Origin of the sequence: Chondromyces crocatus, from assembly GCF_001189295.1 — a bacterium.
GTDB lineage: Bacteria > Myxococcota_A > Polyangia > Polyangiales > Polyangiaceae > Chondromyces > Chondromyces crocatus.
Genome location: NZ_CP012159.1, coordinates 10467126 through 10480187 on the forward strand (window position 1 = coordinate 10467126; position 13062 = coordinate 10480187).

Annotated in this window: 8 protein-coding genes; 1 reads left to right on the forward strand and 7 read right to left on the reverse strand. The window is 66.9% G+C overall.

All coding sequences use genetic code 11. From position 1 onward, the window contains the following. Nucleotides 1-435 precede the first annotated feature (435 nt). Nucleotides 436-1755 (forward strand): monooxygenase, encoded by a 1320-nt coding sequence (locus CMC5_RS37960; RefSeq protein ID WP_082363174.1) that lies wholly within the window; start codon nucleotides 436-438, stop codon nucleotides 1753-1755. A gap of 110 nt (nucleotides 1756-1865) precedes the next feature. Here CMC5_RS37960 and CMC5_RS37965 read toward each other — a convergent pair whose 3' ends face one another. From CMC5_RS37965 to CMC5_RS37995, 7 genes are all read right to left on the reverse strand, one after another. After that, the gene (locus CMC5_RS37965; RefSeq protein ID WP_050434974.1) at nucleotides 1866-2639 is read right to left on the reverse strand and encodes a succinate dehydrogenase/fumarate reductase iron-sulfur subunit; all 774 of its coding nucleotides are present in this window, start codon (nucleotides 2637-2639) and stop codon (nucleotides 1866-1868) included. Beyond that, a complete protein-coding gene (locus tag CMC5_RS37970) occupies nucleotides 2639-4549 on the reverse strand; it encodes a fumarate reductase/succinate dehydrogenase flavoprotein subunit (RefSeq protein ID WP_050434975.1) in 1911 nt (636 codons plus the stop codon). Before CMC5_RS37970 ends, CMC5_RS37965 begins: the two co-directional genes overlap by 1 nt. A gap of 24 nt (nucleotides 4550-4573) precedes the next feature. Continuing rightward, nucleotides 4574-5257, reverse strand: coding sequence for a succinate dehydrogenase cytochrome b subunit (locus CMC5_RS37975; RefSeq protein ID WP_050434976.1), 684 nt, complete (start codon nucleotides 5255-5257; stop codon nucleotides 4574-4576). Nucleotides 5258-5447: 190 nt separating this feature from the next. Next, nucleotides 5448-6962 (reverse strand): vWA domain-containing protein, encoded by a 1515-nt coding sequence (locus tag CMC5_RS37980; RefSeq protein ID WP_050434977.1) that lies wholly within the window; start codon nucleotides 6960-6962, stop codon nucleotides 5448-5450. A 189-nt stretch (nucleotides 6963-7151) separates the two neighbouring features. Beyond that, the gene (locus CMC5_RS37985; protein WP_050434978.1) at nucleotides 7152-8615 is read right to left on the reverse strand and encodes a vWA domain-containing protein; all 1464 of its coding nucleotides are present in this window, start codon (nucleotides 8613-8615) and stop codon (nucleotides 7152-7154) included. A 184-nt stretch (nucleotides 8616-8799) separates the two neighbouring features. Continuing rightward, entirely contained in the window at nucleotides 8800-10278 is a 1479-nt protein-coding gene (locus CMC5_RS37990; RefSeq protein ID WP_050434979.1) for a vWA domain-containing protein, read from the reverse strand. Nucleotides 10279-11121: 843 nt separating this feature from the next. Continuing rightward, nucleotides 11122-12930 (reverse strand): hypothetical protein, encoded by a 1809-nt coding sequence (locus CMC5_RS37995; RefSeq protein WP_050434980.1) that lies wholly within the window; start codon nucleotides 12928-12930, stop codon nucleotides 11122-11124. Nucleotides 12931-13062: the final 132 nt, after the last annotated feature.

Below are 13062 nucleotides of genomic sequence, written 5' to 3' on the forward strand. Positions count from 1 at the left end.
AGGACAGCCTTTATCCTAGCTGCGACCGGACCATGAGTTCGGCGCCGGTTCGTCACGAGGGGACCGCCCCATTCGTCGGAGATCGGTGCGCACCGCAGCCCCGTCATCCAGGCAGGTCGAGACGGCGCGCCCAGGCGAAGCGCACGGAGACGAGACGAACGAAGGCCGGGCGCTGAGGCTGGGTGCGCTGAGGCTGGGCGCGCTGAGGAAGCCCATCGCCTGGTGAGCGAGGAGACGTCAGTTCAGAGGCTGCAATTTTCTTTCCGTGAGGATCGAGTCGGCGGGAAGGTGCGAGGTCATGCCGCTGGACGCGCCGTGGTAGGTTGGATCGTTCCTTCCGCGCGTCGCCGCTCTCCGAATCGCTCGCTGGGTTCTCTCCGGCCGAGCGCGAACCTCGGCGACGGCCAGCCCGCCTTCCCTCTCAGGAGAACCTCGATGCGTGCTGCCTTGTCACTCCTTGCACTCATGCCTCTCCTCGCCCTGGCTTGCGGCGGAGGAAATGACGACAGCACGTCGACGTCGACGAGCGGCCAGGGGGGCGCTGGAGGCGTGGGCGGGAGTGGTCCAGGCTCCGGACTGCCCTGTGACGTGGAGGCCGTCCTCCAGAAAAACTGTCGCTCCTGCCACGACAGCTCGCCGAAATTCGGCGCGCCCAACCCGCTGGTGACCCACGACGATCTGCACGCCGCCGCGCGCAGCGACAGCTCGAAGCGCATCTACGAGCTGGTCGGCACGCGGATCCACGACGACGCGAAACCGATGCCCCCCCCGCCGAACGCGCGCGTGTCGGGGGACGAAGCCGCCATTCTGGATGCGTGGGTGGCCGCGGGCGCTCCAGCGAGCGCGGAGAGCTGCGGAAGCGGTGGTGCGGGTGGTGCCGGCGGCGAGGCCCCGCTGGGATGCACGCCCGACATCGAGCTCAAACCAACGTCCCCGTACGTCATGCCGCAGCAGGTCGAGGATGCGTACATGTGTTACGGCGTCACCCTCCAGCTCGATGGAAGGCGCCACATCACCACGCTCGCGCCGCTCATCGACAACAGCACCATCGTCCACCACATGCTGCTGTTCGCTGCCGACGCTCCCTATTCGACCGATCCGCGGCCTTGCAGCGGCGCCACGATGGGCCGCCTGATGGGGGTCTGGGCGCCGGGTGGCCAGGCCCTCCAGCTACCCGCGGAGGCCGGGTTCCCTGTCGAAGGGACGGCCCACTTCATCCTCCAGGTGCACTACAGCAACCTGATGGGGCTCTCTGGCGAGCAGGACAGCTCGGGCTACCGGCTGTGCTCGACGACGAACTTGAGGCCCAACGACGCCGACATCATGGCGTTCGGCACCACGAGCATCAACATCCCCGCCAATGGATCGCAGGACCTCACCTGTGACCTCTCCATCCCGAACTACATCCCCGAGCTCAACATCATCGCGGGCATGCCGCACATGCACAAACTCGGCAGACAGATCGCCACGTCCCTCTTCCCGGGAGGCAGCTCGCCCCCCGTGGACCTCGGCTCGGCCGATCCCTGGGACTTCGACAGCCAGGCGTGGTTGGACGTCTCCACCAAGCTCAAGCCAGGGGACCTCGTCCGGACACGCTGCGCCTGGAACAACCCGACGCCGACCAACGTCCAGTTCGGTGAAGATACGAGCGACGAGATGTGCTTCGGGTTCGTGATGTACTACCCGAAGATCGAGTTCCCGCAGTGGAACTGGGGTCTGCCGGCGTTCGCGTCGAGCTGCAGCCCCACTCCCTGACGGCGGTGCCACGCGACGAGCCGCGCGCAGCGGCTCGCCGTCGCCCCCCTACCTGACGCAGCGCTCGCGGGACCCGACGTCGAGTCCCGGCAGCGCCGCGCACACCGTGTTCATCCAGAGCCGCCAGCGGCCGAGGGCTCGCGGTACTTGAACACCGCCTGCACGTAGTCGCGGTTCATCTTCGCGATGTTCTCCAGGCTGATCTGCTTGGGGCACACCGCCTCGCACTCCCCGACGTTCGTGCAGTGCCCGAACATCTCGGACCGCATCTGCGCCACCATCGCCAGCGTGCGACGGTCCTGCTCCGGTGCGCCCTGGGGCAGCAGGTTCAGGTGCGTCACCTTGGCGGCCGTGAACAGCGAGGCCGAGGCGTTCGGACACGAGGCGACGCACGCCCCGCAACCGATGCAGGCGGCAGCGTCCATCGCCCGATCGGACTTGTCCTTCGGCACGGGGATCGCATTGCCGTCGGGAGCGCTGCCCGCCGGCGTCGAGATGAATCCACCCGCCGCGATGATCCGGTCGAACGCGCTTCGGTCCACCATCAGATCCTTGATGATGGGGAACGCCGTCGCGCGCCACGGCTCGAGCCACAGCTCATCCCCGTCGCGGTAGTGACGCATGTGAAGCTGACACACCGTCGTCCCCTTGAGGGGCCCGTGCGCCTGGCCGTTGATCATGAACCCGCACATGCCGCAGATGCCTTCGCGGCAGTCGTGATCGAAGGAGACGGGATCCTCTCCCTTCTCGATCAACCGCTCGTTCAGGACGTCGAGCATCTCGAGGAACGACATGTGCTCGCTGACCTCGGGCACATCGTACGTCGTGAAGGAGCCGGCGGCCCCCTTCCCCTTCTGCCGCCATACGTGGAGCTTCAGACGCATTATTTGTAACTCCGCTGGCTGGGTTTGACCTCTTTGAATTCGAGAGGCTCCTTGTGGAGCACGGGCTTCTCGCCCTCTCCCGCCCACCCCCACGCAGCGACATGGCAGAAGCGCTCGTCGTCGCGCTGCGCCTCGCCCTCGGCGGTCTGGAACTCCTCGCGGAAGTGACCTCCGCACGATTCCTCGCGGACGAGGGCATCCAGGCACATCAGCTCACCGAGTTCGAAGAAGTCGGCGAGGCGGCCGGCCTTCTCCAGTTCCAGATTGAGATCGCCAGAACCACCGACGCGGACCTCTTTCCAGAAGCGCTCCTTGAGCGCCGGGATGGCTTCGAGCGCGTGGGTGAGGCCCTTCGCGTTGCGCGCCATGCCGCAGTTGTCCCACATCAGCTTGCCCAGCTCGCGGTGGAACGAGTCGACGGTGCGGGTACCGTTCACCGCCAGCAGCTTCTCCAGCCTTTCGCGCACGGCGCGCTCGGCGTCCTTCACCGCGGCGTGCTTCTCGTCGACCTTCGCGAACTTCTCCGACGCGAGGTAATTGCCGATGGTGTACGGGATGATGAAGTAGCCATCCGCGAGCCCCTGCATCAGCGCGCTCGCGCCCAGGCGGTTCGCGCCGTGGTCGGAGAAGTTCGCCTCGCCGAGCACGAACAGCCCGGGGACGGTGCTCATCAGGTTGTAGTCCACCCACAGACCACCCATCGTGTAGTGGATGGCCGGGTAGATGCGCATCGGCACCTCGTACGGGTCCTCGCCGGTGATGCGCTCGTACATGTCGAACAGGTTGCCGTAGCGCTCGGCGATGGTCGCCTTGCCCAGCCGCTCGATCGACGCACCGAAGTCGAGGTAGACACCGAGGGTCGTCGGCCCGACGCCGCGCCCCTCGTCGCACACCATCTTCGCGTTGCGCGACGCCACGTCACGGGGCACCAGGTTGCCGAAGCTCGGGTAGCGCCGCTCCAGGTAGTAGTCCCGCTCGTCCTCGGGGATCTGCTCCGGGGAGCGCTTGTCGCCCTTCTGCTTCGGCACCCAGATCCGACCGTCGTTCCGGAGCGACTCGCTCATCAGGGTGAGCTTGGACTGGTAGTCGCCGGAGACGGGGATGCAGGTCGGGTGGATCTGTGTGTAACAGGGGTTCCCGAAAAGGGCCCCGTGCTTGTGCGCCCGCCAGATCGCCGTGGCGTTGGAGCCCTTGGCGTTCGTGGAGAGGAAGAAGACGTTGCCGTATCCACCCGAGCCGAGCACCACGGCGTCGGCGATGTGGACCTCGATCTTCCCGTCGACCAGGCTCCGGCTGACGATGCCGCGCGCCTTGCCGTCGATGACGATGAGGTCGAGCATCTCCGTCCGCGGGTACATCTTCACCGCGCCGCGGCCCACCTGACGCATCAGTGCCTGGTACGCGCCGAGCAGGAGCTGCTGCCCCGTCTGACCCCGCGCGTAGAAGGTGCGCGACACCTGCGCGCCGCCGAACGAGCGGTTCGAGAGGACGCCACCGTACTCGCGGGCGAAGGGCACGCCCTGCGCGACACACTGGTCGATGATGTTGACGCTGATCTGGGCGAGGCGGTGCACGTTCGCCTCGCGCGCCCGGTAATCACCGCCCTTCACCGTGTCGTAGAAGAGGCGGTAGATGCTGTCGCCGTCGTTCTGGTAGTTCTTGGCGGCGTTGATCCCGCCCTGCGCCGCGATGCTGTGGGCCCGTCGCGGGGAGTCTTGAACGCAGAACGTCTTGACGTTGTAGCCGAGCTCCGCGAGCGATGCGGAGGCAGCGCCACCGGCGAGACCGGTGCCGACCACGATGATGGTGTGCTTCCTCTTGTTCGCCGGGTTGACGAGCTTGAGGTTGAAGCGATGGTTGTCCCACTTCTTGTCGATGGGACCTTCGGGGATCTTGGCGTCTAGCTGCATCGAGAGCGTGCCTCCGGGGCGACCTCAGCGGACCACGCCGAAGAGGACAGCAAGCGGGACGAGAGAAAAGCCAACGGTGAGCAGGAAGGCGAAGGCCACCGCAAACTTCTTGAGTGCCGGGGTGTAGCGCGGGTGGCTGATGCCGAGCGACTGAAACATGCTCCACGCGCCGTGGTAGAGGTGGGCGCCCAGCAGCGCCACGGAGAGCACGTAGAAGAGCGCGACGACCGGCATCTGGAAGCCAGACACCATGTTGTCGTACGGCTTCAGATCGGCGAACTGCGGATGCACCGTGCCCGTCGTCAGGTGCAGCAGGTGGAAGACGATGAACGCGGCGAGGGCGAGCCCGCTGAAGAGCATGGTGCGGGCCGGCAAGTTCGGGTGCCGCTGCCCCGTCTTCCGGTATCCCTCCGGGCGGGCTGCTCGGCTCTGTCGGGTGAGGGAGATGGCGGTGTAGATGTGCACGAGCACCGCCGTCAGCAGCACGACGCGCGCGCCCCAGAGGACGGGCGCCGAGCTGTGGAGTTGCGCAGCGTAGGAGTTGATCTGCTCACGACCTGCAAAGATCTGCAGGTTACCCGCCATGTGGATGACCACATAGCCGAACAGGACCACGCCGCTGAGCGCCATCGCGATCTTCTTCCCGATGAACTCGCGGTAGAAGAGCGTGAGGCGCTGGGCTTGTGAGGGGGCAGCGATGGTACTCATCGACCCCTGACCTCTAGTGGAGCGCGGCGTCGATGGCCAGTCCCTTACGAACTCCGTTGGTTACCGCAGAATTTACGCGGTTTTTTCGCAGGTGCCGTGCCTCGCGCGCACGAGCGTCCCTCACCGCGTGAGGAGAGAAGCCGGCCTCGCGAGGCGTCGAGGCGCGAGGTATTTGGATCAATAATCAGTATCAATAAAAGTAGGGATGCATCGGGAGGAGCTGCGCGATCTCCGAGAGCTCCGGATCGGTGCCGCCGGGATTGGCAGCCACCACCTGAGCCTGCGCATCCCTCAGCGCCGTGGAGCTTCCCTCCTTGAGCGCCTCGGCGTAGGCGATGATCGCCCTGCCCTTGATGAGCTGCGTCGTGCCGCCGGCGAGCAGCTCCCCCACGCTCGCCTCCACCGTCGTCTCGCGCTGCTCGTAGGTGAGCGGCGACTCCCACCGCGCCGTCACCCGCACGGGATCTTGCAGATCGACGACCTCCGGATCGCACGCGCGCACGACCTGGTTGAAGACCATCGCGTCGCCGGGGGCGAGGTGCTGCGGCTCGATCTCGGCCGCGTCTTCGGAGTACTCCTCGCCGTAGAAGCGCTCGATTCTGAGGTACCAGGGCAGCGTCAGCTCCACCTGCACGCTGCGCGCGGCGACCTCCATCACCTCGTCGAACCGGTCCCGAAGCACGTCCCAGGCCTCCTGGGTGCTGTCCAGGTACACGTACGCGCCGCGCCCCTTGTCGGTCACCGCGTCCATGAGCCCATCGTGATAGCCGTCCGCGGGTCCGGCCCCGATCCCGACCAGGTAGATGCCCTCCTGGTCCGCGTCCTCGGCGTGGCTGGCGATGAGCTCCGTCGACGTGATCCCGACATTGGCCCTGCCGTCGCTGATGAGGATCACCCGGTTGAGCCGGTCGGGGCCGTAGTGCTGTAGCGCGAGCTGGTAACCGAAGGCGAGGCCGCTCTCCAGGTCCGTACCTCCGCTCGCCGAGAGCGCGTTCACGGCGTTCTGAAGCCCAGGATCGCTCGGGCCGTTCACCATGTGCCCGCTCAAGACGACGGCGTTCGTCGTGTTCCAGGTGACCATGTTGACGACGTCGCCTTCCGTCAGACCGGCAGCGATCGCCTCCACCGCCGCCTTCTGCCGCTCCATGGGGCTGCCCCCCATGGACCCCGAGGTATCGAGGACGAAGGTCAAGGTCATCGGCCTGCGGACCGCCGCGGGATCGTGGGATCGCACGCCGATCTGCAGGTGGTAGAGGCCTGGCACCTCGGCTTCCTGCATCTGCGGCACGATGCGCAGTCGACCATCGGGCGCGGCCTCGTAGGCGATGCGGTAGTAGTTCAGGAACTCGTAGGTCCGCACCGTCCAGGGAGGCGGCGCGATGCCCGCGCGAAGCAGCTCGCGGGCCTGGGCTGGAGAGCCCATCGAGTTGGAGTCGTCGGCCGACAGATAGAGCACCGGCGCGCTCTCCTCGTCGAGGCCCGCGCAGGTGAACGTCTCCTCGGGCGGCTCTTCGGACTCCGTGGGCGCTTGAGCGTGGTCCTCACCGGCATTGGTGGTGGTGGAGGTCCCCCCGTAGTCCCCGCCGCCCACCTCCGACGAGCCCAGGAGGCCCTCGTCCGGATCACCGCAAGCCGTCAGCCCTCCACAGCCCGCCACGGCGACCATCAGCGTCCACGCGCACCGTTCGAGCCAGCTACCTCGCATCACCCACCTCCAAGAAGCCAAGCAGAAGCCCTTCGCACAGAGCCCAGCAATGACCGTACCCGTGCGATGATCTGGCTCATCTGTCGTCCTGCGAGTCGAGGAGGATGGCTGGACCTCTGACAGCAGCGTCCTGCCTTGCGCCATCGTGGCTCGGCGACCGTGGCATGCGAGAAGGACCGCATCCTCGGATCAGGGCCAGTACCCGGGGTGTATCTGGATGATCTGCGCGATCTCCGAGAGCTCCGGATCCGCACCACCGGGATTGGCAGCCATCACCTGAGCGTAGGCCTCCTTCAGTGCCCAGTTGTTCCCCTCCTTGAGCGCCTCGGCGTAGGCGATGATCGCCCTCCCTTTGACGAGCTGCGTCGTGTCGGCGGCGAGCAGCTCCCCGACGCTCACTTCCACCGTCGTCTCGCGCTGCTCGTAGGTGAGCGGCGACTCCCACCGCGCCGTGACCCGCACGGGATCTTGCAGATCGACGACCTCCGGATCACAGGCACGCACGACCTGGTTGAAGACCATCGCAACCCCGGGGGCGAGGTGCTGCGGCTCGATCTCGGTCGCGTCTTCGGAGTATTCCTCGCCGTAAAACCGCTCGATTCGGAAGTACCAGGGCAGCGTCAGCTCCACCTGCACGCTCCGCGCGGCGACGTCCATCACCTCGTCGAACCGGTCACGAAGCACGTCCCAGGCCTCCTCGACGCTGTCCAGGTACACGTACGCGCCGCGCCCCTTGTCGGTCACGATGTTCATGGGGGTGTTGAAGTAGCCTGAAGGGGGTCCGGTCCCGATCCCGACCAGGTAGATCCCCTCCTGGTCCCCATCCTTGGCGTGGGTGGCGATGAGTTCCGCCGACGTGGTTCCGACATTGACGCCGCCGTCGCTGATGAGGATCACGCGGTTGAGTCGGTCGGGGCCGTAGTGCTGAAGTGCGAGTTGATAACCGAAGGCGAGGCCACTCTCCAGGTTCGTGCCTCCTCTCGCCGAGAGCGCATTCACCGCGGCCTGAAGCCCCGGATCGTCGGGCCCATTGACCATGTGCCCGCTCAAGACGACGGCGTTCGTCGAGTTCCAGGTGACCATGTTGACGATGTCGCCCTCCGTCAGGCTGGCAGAGAGCGCCTCGATGGCCGCTTTCTGCCGTTCCATGGGGCTGCCTCTCATGGACCCCGAGGTGTCGAGGACGAAGGTCAAGGTCATCGGCCTGCGGACTGGATCGGGATCCTGGGACCGCACCCCGATCTGCAGGTGGTAGAGGCCAGGCTCCTCGGCTTCCTGCATCTGCGGCACGACGCGCAGCCGACCCTGGGGCGCGGCCTCGTAGGCGACGCGGTAGTAGTTCAAGAACTCGTAGGTCCGTATCAGCGGGGACGATGGCGCAGCCCCCAGGTGAATCAGCTCGCGGGATAGAACTGGAGAGCCCATCGAGTTGGCGTCGTCGGACGAGAGGTAGAGCAGGGGCGCGCTCTCCTCATCGAGACCAGCGCAGATGAACGCCTCCGCCGGCTGCTCATCGGGGAGTCGGAGCGGTCGGGAACCTGGAGCGTTGTCCGTCGTCGTGTAGGTGGTCCCCCCATCGTTCCCATCAGGCGAGCCCGCGCCGTCGCCCTCGTCGGGATCACCACAGGCCGTCAGCCCCACGCTGACAGCCATGGCGACCCTCAGCGTCCATACGCACCGGTTGCTCCAGCCACCTCGCATCACCCACCTCCCGGAAGCCAAGCAGAGGACCCGCGGCGGAGGCCCAGCAAAAGCCGTGCCCTTACACGACGCTCTCTGCCGTCCAGCGGGTCCAGCCGGGAAGGCTCTCGGGTGCCCGGCTCCGTCGATCTTCAGGTCAATAGGAGGGGTGAAGCTGAAGCAGCTGCGCGATCTCCGAGAGCTCTGGATCCGCACCGTTCGGATTGGCAGCCACCACCTGATCGTGCGCATTCCTCAGCGCCGCGGAGTCTCCCTCCTTGAGCGCCTCGGCGTAGGCGATGATCGCTCTCCCTTTGATGAGCTGCTTCGTGTCGGCGGCGAGCAGCTGCCCGACGCTCGCCTCCACCGCCACCTCGCGTCGCTCATAGGTAAGCGGCGACTCCCACCGCGCCGTCACCCGGATGGGATCCTCCAGATCGATGACATCCGGATCACAGGCGCGCACGATCTGGTTGAAGATCATCGCGTCGCCGGGCGCGAGGTGCTGCGGCTCGATCTCGGAAGCGTCTTCGGAGTACTCCTCGCCGTAGAAGCGCTCGATCTTGAAATACCAGGGCAGCGTCAGCTCCACCTGCACGCCTCGCGCAGCGACTTCCATCACCTCGTCGAACCGGTCCCGGAGCACCTCCAGGGCCTCCTGGGTGCTGTCCAGGTACACGTACGCGCCGCGCCCCTTGTCGGTCACCGCGTCCATGAGGGCGTCGTTGTAGCCACTGGCTGGTCCGGCCCCGATCCCGACCAGGTAGATGCCCTCCCGGTCTGCATCCTCGGAGTGGTTGGCGATGAGCTCCGCCGAGGTGACACCGACATTCGCCCCGCCGTCGCTGATGAGGATCACCCGGTTGAGCCGATCGGGGCCGTAGTGCTGGAGCGCGAGCTGGTAACCGAAGGCGAGGCCGCTCTCCAGGTCCGTACCGCCGCTCGCCGAGAGCGCGTTCACGGCGGCCTGGAGGCCCGGATCGTCGGGGCCGTTCACCATGTGCCCACTCAGAACGACGGCGTTCGTCGTGTTCCAGGTGACCATGTTGACGACGTCGCCCTCCGTGAGGCCGGCAGAGAGCGCCTCCACCGCCGCCTTCTGCCGCGCCATGGGGATGCCTTCCATGGACCCCGAGGTATCGAGGACGAAGGTCAGGGTCATCGGCCTGCGGACCGGATCGGGGTCCTGGGATCGCACGCCGATCTGCAGGTGGTAGAGGCCTGGCTCCTCGGCCTCCTGCATTTGCGGCACGATGCGCAGCTGTCCGTCGGGCGCGGCGTTGTAGGCGATGCGGTAGTAGTTCAGGAACTCGTAGGTCCGGATCGTCCAGGGCGACGGCGCGATCCCCTCGCGGAGCAGCTCTCGGACCTGGGCTGGAGAGCCCATCGAGTTGGAGTCGTCGGAGGACAGGTAGAGCACCGCCGCGCTCTCCTCATCGAGCCCAGCGCAGGTGAAGGTCTCCTCGGGCTGCTCTTCGGGATACGGAGAGGTCGGGGGGGCCTGGGCGCCATAGTCGCCCGCGCCCGTGCCCGAACTCCCCTGGTTCCCGTCCATCTCACCGGGCTCGCCCACGTCGCCGAGCCTGTCCATCCCACTGCAGGCCGTCAGTCCACCGCTGGCCCCCATGACGACCATCAGCGTCCACGCGCATCGCTCAAGCCAGCAACCCCGCATCACCCACCTCCACAAAGCCGAGCGGAAGCCCCGCACGACGACGCGGAGCAACGGTCATGCCGACGCGATACGCGGCTTTCACAATCCTCTCGTTGGCCCGGAAAGGTGGCTCCCCTGCTGACACCAGCGTCCTGCCTTGCCACATCGTGGCGCAGTTACCGTGGCACACTCGCCTCCCCCCCACCGGGGACAGGACGCAGCGCTGCAAGGGGGACGGATGGTTCGCGGTTTTTCGCATGGCACCATGCGAGGGGAACGCATCGCTGTCGTCCTTTCGCGGACATCGATGCGAGAAGAACGGAGCGCTGTCGTCCTTTCGCGGACATCGATGCGAGAAACGAACGGAGCGCTGTCGTCCTTCCGCGGACATCGATGCGAGGAGAACGCATCGCTGTCGTCCTTTTGCGGACATCGATGCGAGGAGAACGCATCGCTGTCGTCCTTTTGCGGACATCGATGCGAGGAGAACGCATCGCTGTCGTCCTTTTGCGGACATCGATGCGAGAAAAGAACGGAGTGCTGTCGTCCTTTCGCGGACATCGATGCGAGGGGAACGCATCGCTGTCGTCCTTTCGCGGACATCGATGCGAGAAGAACGGAGCGCTGTCGTCCTTTCGCGCAGACCCACGCGAGGAGAACGGGTCGCTCTCGTCGTTTCGCGTCGCTCGACCCTGGCCCACGTTGGCGGGACCGTGAGGGTTCAGAGAGACGTGGAGGCCTCGGGCTCCCGTCCCTCTGATCATGCGCTGAGGGAAGCGCTGGCCGTGGGGCCGGTGGCCGTGACGCAGCGTCGCTGCGCTCGGCTCAGTTGATCTGCAGGTTCGGTGCGGCCGTACCCGTCTGCCCACCGCCAGCGACACCGCCCGTGGGATTCGAACCACCCGTGCCGCCAAACCCGGGCACGCCGGTCACGCAGGTATTGCCCCCGAAGGTGAAGTTCACACCGCCACCACGTGCGAGGCAGGCGCTCGGTCCACCACCACCGCCGGCACCAGGGCCGCCCGAAGCGCCGTTTCCGCCCGCGCCTCCAGGCGCGCCCGAGCCGGAGTCATCGGCGCCCGAGCCCGGGGATCCAGGCTGTCCCCCGAGCTGCCCCGCGGCGCCGTTCCCCCCGTTGCCTCCGCGGCCACCGTTGCCGGTCGAGATGGTGTTGTCGGTGATGATCACCCTGCCCGCCGCCGCGAAGATGCCGAAGCTGCCGCCACCCCCCTGGCCCCCGAGGCCTGCCGCACCGCCCAGCCCTCCGCAGCCGCCGCTGCCACCGCCGCCACCGCGATCGGCGCTGCACTCGTTGACGCAGACCCCGAAGGTATAGAAGCACTGGGAGCCGCCGCCGCCACCGCCGCCACCGCCGCCACCTCGGCCATTGGAGCCCGCCGTCCCGTTGCCGCCACTGGCCGGCGAATAGAGCCCGCCTGCAATGGAGCCCAGCACGGCACCGCCCGCGCCGGGTGCTCCCTGGGCGGGACTGAACCCGGGCGAGCCAGGCTGGCCACTGGGGCTGGTCGTGTAGCAACGCCCTGACGACCCTCCACTGCTCCCTCCTGGAGCACTGCCGCTTCCAGCGGAGCCGTTCTGGCCGCCGGTGTTGTTGTACCCCCCGTCGCCGCCTCTTCCCCCGAACTCGACGCAGGCCGTCTGGGGGCCACCCGCCCCCATCGAGCTGCAGCCATTGCAGCCGTTCTGCCCTCCATTGCCGGACGAGGCCACTCCGCTCGCGTGGGCCGTGCCATGCGTGCCGTTGGAGCCGTCCTGGCCTGCCTGCACGGTCATCACGTTGTAGCGCACATAGAGCTCGCCGAGACCGCCGCCCAGCCGCACGCCGTAGGTCGTGGTGCCCACGCTCGGTGACCGGAGCGCTTCGATCGTCATCCCTTCGAGGTGCGTTTCCCTGTCGATCTGGGGTGCATCGAACACCGTCCCCGTGGCCCGCACGGTGGTGGTCACGGTCGGCTTGCGCCGGAACTTGAAGTCGGTGTCGTTGTGATCGAAGCCGCCGTAGATGCTGATGCCGGAGACCACGGAGATCGTTCCTTCGTAGATCTCGCCCGACAAGCAGACCGACGGCACACCCGCGGCCTGCGCCTGCTGGATCGCGGCGGAGATGGTCTGCATCGGGCTCTGACGTGTGCCCGCGTTGGCATCGCTGCCCTGGCTCGCCGACACGTAGACGCACTGTTCGGTGAGGCCGTCACCGCCGTCGCAATTGTCGTCGATGAAATCGTCGTCGATGGGGTCCACGGAGACCGAGGTCTGCTCGCACGCGTACTCGCAGCCACACACGCCCGTGAGCGGATTGCCGTCGATGTCCCAGAAGCCGTCGGGGCATCCGGTGGCACACGGATCCACGGTGCCGCCGCCCTGGCCTCCTTCGCCGCCAGCGCCCTCACCCCCCTGCCCTCCTTCACCGCCACCGCCGCCCGAGGCCGAGGTGGTGCTCGTCGTCGTGGTCGTCGAGGTCGTCGTGGTGGTCCCTCCGCCCGATCCACTGGCGCCACCGTTGCCTCCCCCCGTCGTCGTGGGAGCCGTGATGGAGTCACTTTCCGCGCAGCCATAAGAAGCCAGCATCAGGAAGGAGAGCAAGGACGAGCCGACAAGCAATCGCGCGCGCATCGGTGAATGATGCCGTTCTCTGGCCTACCTGCAAAGTCCCTAGCACTTCGCACCTCGGCGAATTACCAGCCCCTCCCGGGAGTACAGCACGCCTGCACAGCGCGGCTGGATTGACACGTGGCATCATGACGC